This is a genomic window from Sphingomonas sp. Leaf21, assembly GCF_916858675.1.
Classification (GTDB): Bacteria; Pseudomonadota; Alphaproteobacteria; order Sphingomonadales; family Sphingomonadaceae; genus Sphingomonas.
The window spans coordinates 6492-13149 of sequence record NZ_CAKASM010000043.1 but is presented as its reverse complement, the minus strand read 5'-3'; the positions used below and the strand labels follow the sequence as shown (position 1 = coordinate 13149).

The window sequence follows — 6658 nt, the reverse complement described above, 5'->3', positions numbered from 1 at the left end:
CGTGACTGCAACCAGCGGTCTAAGCGACCACCGCTGCGGTGAAACCCCTCTAGGCCCACCCTCCCAACCGGTCAACAGCTATTTTCACGGCTCGGTCATTTTTCTTGCACGCCAGCGTCATACGCCTCTGTCAAAGATCGGGGCCTGGCTCCGTCGTAGCGGCCCTTTCGCCGTAATGCCTGGCCAGCATGGCGCAGGCGATCAGCTGGACCTGGTGGAACAGCATCACGGGGAGCAGGATGACGCCGACCTGCGCCGCGGGAAACAGGACGCCCGCCATCGGCACGCCCGACGCCAGGCTCTTCTTCGAGCCGCAGAATTGCAGGACGATCGCGTCCTCGGGCGAGAGCCGCATCAGGCGCGCGATGACAAAGGTCGCCGCCAGGATGACGCCGAGCAGCAACAGGCACAGGAGCATGAGCTGCCCGAGATCGCCAGGGGAGACGCGCGACCAAAGCCCCTCGACCACCGCGGCACCGAAGGCGGTGTAGACAACGAGCAGGATCGATCCGCGATCGACGATGGTCAACAGCGTCTTGTGGCGACCGACAAAGCCGCCGATCCATGGGCGAAGCAGATGACCCGCCACGAACGGGGCGAGAAGTTGCAGCAGGATCCCCTCGACCGATGCGAGCGACACCCCTGCCCCACCGTCGACGCGCATCAGCATCGCGACGAGCGCGGGCGTGAGGACGATGCCCAGCAGGTTGGAAAAGGATGCGCTACAGATGGCCGCAGCGACATTGCCGCGGGCAATCGCGGTAAAGGCGATCGAGGACTGAACGGTGGACGGCAGCAATGTGAGGAACATCAGGCCCAGCGCGAAGCTGGGGTCGAGGCCGGGCAGATAAATCAGCGCCAGCCCCAGCAGCGGGAAGAGGACGAACGTCGATGCCAGCACCGCCAGATGCAGCGGCCAGTTCCGCAAGCCGGTCCAGATCGCCTCGCGCGACAGCTTCGCGCCGTGCAGGAAGAAGAGCAGCACGATACCGGCGTCCGCCAGCATTCCGGCAAAGCTCGCGAAACCACCGCGCGCAGGCAGAAGGGTCGCGAGGAGCACCGTCCCCAGCAGCATGAGGACAAAGGGTTCGAAGACGGACAACAGGCGCTTCAGCACGGGCGCTCCTTGGTTGATTAGGGCAATGCATGAACGGAAAAGCATCGCCAGAACGGCGGGATAGCGGAGCAGAGCCCGACACGGAACCGCCAAGATGATCGGCCGCAGGCGTGCAACGGGATAACGGGGGGAGCGATGCCCGGCTCGCTCGACCCCCGCCCCGATCGTCCTGCCGATGCCGGTACGACCGGCGGCTTCCGCTCCTGATGCTTATTCTGTTCGTGTTGGCGGACGATACGGGACCGTCCCTAGGCGAAACGCGGGCCAAAAAAAAGGCCGGTCAAATGACCGGCCGAAAAGTTTTTAGGAGAGGATGCCTGAAAGGCCCGATCCTTGTGCACTGCAGCGCTGACCGACGCAATTGCAACCTAAGCAAATTGAATTGCACAAAACGCAACTGGTATCACTTTGGCTATGCGCTGCGGGTGGTCAGCCCCGGCCTGGCAGGGGGATGGCGGTGCTGTGTTTGATTTCCTCCATGGCGAAGGCCGCGCTGACATCGACCAGCCGCACGCGGTCGATCAATCGCTTGTAGACGCGGTCATAGGCCTTGATGTCCGCCACCCGGATCTTGAGGAGATAGTCGACCTCCCCGGCCATGCGGTAGAACTCCACGACCTCGGGCATATCGCTCACCGCGCGGGCGAATTCGTTCAGCCAGGTCGCGGAATGTTCGGCGGTGCGGACGCTGACGAAGACGGCCATCCCGGCCTCGAGCTTTCCCGGATCGAGCAGCGCCACCCGCCGCAGGATATAGCCTTCCTCCTCCAGCCGTCGGATCCGCCGCCAGCACGCATTTTGCGAAAGGTTCACGCGTGTCGCGATCTCCGCCACCGACAGGCTGGCATCGTTCTGGAGTTCGGCGAGGATCGCGGTGTCAACTTTATCGATCATGATGCCCCGATGCGAAAGATTTTCACGCTTTAACCCGGTTCCCAACCCAAATTTGGTATGATTTGGCAGTCATACTTGCATATCCTTATTACGGAATAAGGAAAAGACGATGCTGATGACCGCCACCGACCATGTCGGCCAGACCGGGACCGCCGCCGAACGATTGGGGATCGTGACCGCCGAACACCCGGTCGACCGGGCTTTCGTGGCGCGCGCCCTGTGCGTGATCGACCGCGACCGGCGACGGTGCCCCGAGACGCCGCTACTCGCGGTCGGGCTGGCGGCGGCGCCCTCGGTCGACCTCTATCTCAAGGATGAGTCGGCGCATCCGACCGGCAGCCTGAAGCATCGTCTCGCCCGCTCTCTGTTCACCAGCGGCGTGGTGGCGGGCGTGATCCGCGAGGGGCGGCCGCTGGTCGAGGCGTCGTCGGGGTCGACCGCGGTGTCGGAGGCCTATTTCGCGCGGCTGCTCGACCTGCCCTTTCATGCGGTGATGCCGACGACGACGGCCCCGGCCAAGATCCGCGCGATCGCCGCGCAGGGAGGCCAGTGCCATCTGGTCGCGCCGAACCGACTCTACGACGAGGCGCGCGACCTCGCCGACGCGCTGGGCGGCGTCTATCTCGATCAATTCACCAATGCCGCCCCGGCAACCGATTGGCGGTGCGACAATATCGCTTCCGCGATCCTGACCCAGATGGCGGGCGAACCCCATGCGGTCCCAGATTGGATCGTCGTCGGCGCGGGGACCGGGGGCACCGCCGCGACGATCGGCCGCCACTGTCGACATCGCGGCATCGCCACCCGGTTGTGCGTTGCCGATGTCGAACGCAGCGCCTTTTTCGCCGGATATCGCGACCATGATCCCGCCGCACGCTGTTCGGAGCCATCGCGAATCGAGGGTGTCGGGCGCCCCCGAGTCGAGCCATCCTTCCTGCCGGGCTCGGTCGATCGGATGATGAAGCTGCCCGATGCCGTTTCGATCGCGGGAATGCGGGTGGCGAGCGAGTTGCTCGGTCGACCGGTCGGGCCATCGACGGGGACCAATTTCGTCGCCGCCGCGATGCTCGCACTGGACATGGCCGCCGCCGGACGGAGCGGATCGATCGCCACGCTGATCTGCGATCATGGCGCGCGCTATGCCGATTGTCACCACGATCCGCGCTGGTTGACCGCACAGGGGCTTGCCGAAAGCGTCGACGCTGCCGAGATGAGGCTGCGACAGATGCTGCTCAAGGACGCCGAATGACCATCAATCCCCTTCTTGCCGACACCGACCTTCCCGACTTCGCCGCGATCCGTCCCGAACATCTCGTCCCCGCCGTCGATCAGATGATCGCCGATGCGCGTGCCGCCGCCGACCGGATCGGTGGCTCCAACACCAGCGATTTCGGCGATGTCGTGCTGGCGAGCGAGCGCGCGGGCTTTGCGATCGCGCGCGGCTGGTCGCCCGCCGGGCATCTCCACTCGGTCGCCGATACGCCCGAACTGCGCGCCGCCTTCACGGAGGCACAGGCGAAGCTGGCGGAATATGGATTGGAAGCGGGTCAGGATCCGCGCCTGTTCGCCGCGTTCAATCGCGTCGACCTCGCCCCCCTCACCGAGGCGGAGGCGCGCGCGGTCGTGCTGGCGCGCCGCGACTTCACCCTGTCGGGCGTGGGTCTGGACGATGACGCCAAGGCTCGGTTCCGGGAGATCGGCGTCGAACTGAACACCCTGACCACCGAATTCGGCAATGCCGTGCTCGATTCGAGCGAGGCGTGGGGCGAGCATGTCACCGACGAGGCGCTGCTCTCCGGCCTGACCGACAACGCCAAGGCGATCCTGGCCGCCTATGCCGCCGAGAAGGAGCTGGACGGCTGGCTGGTCACGCTGCGCGAACCCAGCGTTCAGGCCATCCTGACCCAGGCCGACAATCGCGACCTGCGCGCGCGGGTGGCAAAGGCCTATGCCACCCGCGCATCGGATCAGGCGGCCGATCCGAACCATGACAACAGCGCACGGATCGACCGCATCCTGGCCTTGCGGCACGAGGCCGCACGGCTGCTGGGTTTCAGCAACGCCGCCGCGCGGTCGGTCGAGACCAAGATGGCGCAATCGGCGGACGAGGCGCTGGCGTTCCTGTCCGATCTTGCCGCCCGGGCGCGCCCGCTGGCGGAACGCGAGCTGGCGGATGCGAGCGCCTATGCCGCCGAGAAGTTCGGCATCGCCAAGCTCGAGCCCTGGGACACGGGCTATGTCGCCGAGCATATGCGCCGCGAGCGCTTCGGCGTCGACCGCGAGGCGATCCGCGCCTATTTCCCACTGCCCCGCGTGATGCAGGGCACGATCGCACTGATCGAGCGCCTGTACGGTGTCCGCCTGGTCGAGCGGCCCGGCGTGTCGGTGTGGAACGACGACGTCCGCTATTATGACGTGCAGGATCAGAGCGGCGAGATCGTCGCGGGTGTCTATTGCGACTTCCACGCCCGCGCGGGCAAGCGCGGCGGCGCGTGGATGGACGTGTGCCGTCCGCGCTTCCGCGATGCCGACCGGTTCCACCGGCCGATCGCCTATCTGACCTGCAATTTCCCGCCGGCGACCGGCGGCACCCCTGCCCTGCTGGCGCATGGCGATGTCGTGACCTTGCTGCACGAGTTCGGCCATGTGCTGCACCATCTGCTGACCGAGGTCGACCTGCCCTCGATCGGTGGCATTTCGGGCGTCGAATGGGACGCGGTCGAGCTGCCCAGCCAGTTCATGGAGAATTTCGCCTGGGACCGCGCGACGCTGACCGACCTGTCGGCGCATGTCGAGACCGGCGAGCCGCTGCCCGACGCACTGTTCGCCAGGATGCTGGCGGCACGACGCTTCCAGGCGGGGCTGTTCCTGCTTCGCCAGATCGAGTTCGCGACCTTCGACTTGCGGCTGCACCGCGACTATGACCCCGCCGAGGGTGGCCGGGTGATGGATGTGCTGAACGCGGTGCGTGACGAGGTGGCGGTGATCCGTCCGCCAGAGTGGAACCGCTTCCCGCACAGCTTCTCGCATATCTTCGCGGGCGGCTATGCGGCGGGCTATTACAGCTATCTTTGGGCCGAATTGCTGTCGGCGGACGCTTTCGCCGCCTTTGCCGAGGAAGGCCAGGTGGCGGGCGACCGGTTCCGTCGCGAGGTGCTGGCGCGGGGGGCGAGCCGCCCGGCCGCCGAGAACTTCCACGCGTTCCGTGGCCGGGCGCCACAACCGGACGCGTTGCTGCGCCACCACGGGCTGGCGGCATGACGAGCGGGGCCGGGCCGGTCGATGGCCCGGCCCCGTCATTCACATTGGTGCGTGGTCGCGAAAATGCCCTTGAGCGCGTCGTCCGCCATCACGGCTGCGGCGGCCGCCGTCTTGCCGAGATAGGTGGCATAATAATCCGCCAGTTCGGTCCGTACCGCGGCTAGCGCGGCGGCACCGACGCCGTAGCGCTCGCGCGGCCATGCATCCCGGGTGTGCGGGGCGAGGCCCAACCGCGCTTCGTCATAGGCGGTTCCCGCCGCACGATAGGCCGCAAAGCGGATCGTCCCCTGGCAATCCGGCCAGTCCTTGTCCAGCTGCGTGCTCAGCGCAACGAGGCGCGGAAGCGGCGGTGCCGTCGCGCCACAGTCGTTGAAGAACACGAAATTGTCGAGCGTCGAGCCAAATAGCGACGTCGTCGCTCCCAGCAGGGCGGGATGGCGGACGATCGCGACACAGGGGATGTTGCGATCGAACGGGGAAGACCGGTCCCCCAGGCCACCCGGCAGGTACGGCCCCAGTGCGTTGAGGAAGAAGGCGAAATGCCGGTCGGACCGGAACAGGTCGTCCGGAGCCTTGACGGACACCCCGTCCTGACCGTTGCCCAGGATATCCCGGCCCCATGGTGCATCCTTCCGCGCGAACATGATGTCCGTGGCTGGCGCGAGGACGGACAGGATCCGCGCCCTCTTGGCGGCGCGCTCGGGCATCGACCAATCGGCATCGCGCGGTTCGGACGCCCAGAGCCCGATCGCTTCGATGATCGGTGCGAACGGAGGATCGTCGCGTCGAATGATCGGCAGGACCCGATCGGGAGCCCGCAGCGCCAGCGCGATCGCCAGGTCGTTGTTGCGATGGGCATAGACGCCCTCGAGACAGTCCGTCAAAGGAACGGCGCCGCCAGGCCTGTCGCACTTGCGGAGTTCATCGACCGTCGCGCGCTGTGCGGCGCGTTCGTTGGACGGGCCTTTGCCAAAGGCGCTGAGCTTGGCCATCGCATAGAGCGCGGCCATCGTCCGGTCCTCGGCGGACAGGCTTGGCGATGCGCAGATCGCCCGCTCCACCGCGTTGCCGGCACTGGCACAGGAAAAGCTCGGGCCTTCGGTCGGTGCGCCCGCCAAGACCGCGACCGGCGCAAAGGCCAGTCCGAGGAACGCGACGACCAGTATCGTCATAGCCCAGTCTTTGGTCCGCATCCTTCGCTCCCAGCCCATGCCCCACCGGCCCGTGCCCCACCAGCACAGACTAACGGGACGCGCGCACGCGAAAAAGGCCCCAACCGTCAGGTGACGCCGAATTCAAACTATGGGGGATGGTGGAGCCGAGGGGGATCGAACCCCTGACCTCTGCAATGCCATTGCAGCGCTCTCCCAGCTGAGCTACGGCCCC

At 66.4% G+C, this 6658-nt stretch carries 5 protein-coding genes and 1 tRNA gene; 2 read left to right on the top strand and 4 right to left on the bottom strand.

Features of this window, described 5'->3' with window-relative positions; all coding sequences use genetic code 11:
- Positions 1-130: 130 nt before the first annotated feature.
- Together LRP66_RS18040 and LRP66_RS18035 are read right to left on the bottom strand one after the other, a co-directional pair.
- Positions 131-1114 carry a bile acid:sodium symporter family protein gene (locus LRP66_RS18040; RefSeq protein WP_230483982.1) on the bottom strand — a complete coding sequence of 328 codons (984 nt, stop codon included), beginning with the start codon at positions 1112-1114 and terminating at the stop codon, positions 131-133.
- A 432-nt stretch (positions 1115-1546) separates the two neighbouring features.
- A complete protein-coding gene (locus tag LRP66_RS18035) occupies positions 1547-2011 on the bottom strand; it encodes an Lrp/AsnC family transcriptional regulator (protein WP_230483980.1) in 465 nt (154 codons plus the stop codon).
- A gap of 109 nt (positions 2012-2120) precedes the next feature.
- On the opposite strand from LRP66_RS18035, the gene LRP66_RS18030 reads away from it, so the two are divergent.
- Both LRP66_RS18030 and LRP66_RS18025 read left to right on the top strand, forming a co-directional pair.
- Positions 2121-3260 carry a PLP-dependent cysteine synthase family protein gene (locus LRP66_RS18030; protein ID WP_230483979.1) on the top strand — a complete coding sequence of 380 codons (1140 nt, stop codon included), beginning with the start codon at positions 2121-2123 and terminating at the stop codon, positions 3258-3260.
- A complete protein-coding gene (locus tag LRP66_RS18025; RefSeq protein WP_230483978.1) occupies positions 3257-5272 on the top strand; it encodes a M3 family metallopeptidase in 2016 nt (671 codons plus the stop codon). Before LRP66_RS18030 ends, LRP66_RS18025 begins: the two co-directional genes overlap by 4 nt.
- 35 nt (positions 5273-5307) lie before the next feature.
- Here LRP66_RS18025 and LRP66_RS18020 read toward each other — a convergent pair whose 3' ends face one another.
- A complete protein-coding gene (locus tag LRP66_RS18020; RefSeq protein ID WP_230483977.1) occupies positions 5308-6444 on the bottom strand; it encodes a lysozyme inhibitor LprI family protein in 1137 nt (378 codons plus the stop codon).
- Between the two features lie 138 nt (positions 6445-6582).
- Positions 6583-6658: transfer RNA gene (locus tag LRP66_RS18015), tRNA-Ala, on the bottom strand.

Coding starts and splice junctions, on each gene's coding strand:
- LRP66_RS18030 (WP_230483979.1), top strand. CDS start 2,121: ATGCTGATGACCGCCACCGACCATGTCGGCCAGACCGGGACCGCCGCC.
- LRP66_RS18025 (WP_230483978.1), top strand. CDS start 3,257: ATGACCATCAATCCCCTTCTTGCCGACACCGACCTTCCCGACTTCGCC.
- LRP66_RS18035 (WP_230483980.1), bottom strand. CDS start 2,011: ATGATCGATAAAGTTGACACCGCGATCCTCGCCGAACTCCAGAACGAT.
- LRP66_RS18020 (WP_230483977.1), bottom strand. CDS start 6,444: ATGACGATACTGGTCGTCGCGTTCCTCGGACTGGCCTTTGCGCCGGTC.